The sequence below is a fragment of the Colwellia sp. BRX8-7 genome, from assembly GCF_014077275.1.
In the GTDB taxonomy this organism is placed as follows: Bacteria; Pseudomonadota; Gammaproteobacteria; order Enterobacterales; family Alteromonadaceae; genus Colwellia_A.
The window spans coordinates 1-418 of the sequence record NZ_JACGVP010000100.1 but is presented as its reverse complement, the minus strand read 5'-3'; the positions used below and the strand labels follow the sequence as shown (position 1 = coordinate 418).

General features: G+C 35.4%; 1 protein-coding gene. It reads left to right on the top strand.

Annotation, left to right across the window (positions count from 1 at the left end):
- The coding region (locus tag H4J57_RS19600; RefSeq protein ID WP_220470346.1) for a hypothetical protein at positions 1–305 on the top strand (305 nt) is incomplete at its 5' end.
- Positions 306–418: the final 113 nt, after the last annotated feature.

Genomic DNA, 418 nt, shown 5'->3' with positions numbered 1-418 from the left:
GGCGTTATATGGCATGTCACGTTCAGTGTATATTTTGGAAGTTAGTGTTCATGGTAGATATTGATAAAGAAACAAATATGGTGAAGGCTATTGTTAGATCCATCTTAGGGATATTTATTGTCATATTAGTTAGCTTGCCTTTGGTATGGCTCACTTTATGGGGAGTGTTCAGTTATAGCGCTTTGGATGCAACTCAAGGAGTTAAAGATAAAGTGGATATATTTGTCCTCTTATTTTTTATAGGTGTGATTTTAGAAATACCATATCGAATTTATGTTGTATTACGAACAAGAAAAGCTATCTGATTGTAGTTAATAAATGCCATATAACAAGCTATTCAAGACGGACGCTAAACAGTTGGCTAGCTTCGTTCCTCGCAATTTTAGCCAACAATTTATCGCCGCTTAATAGGGCGTTA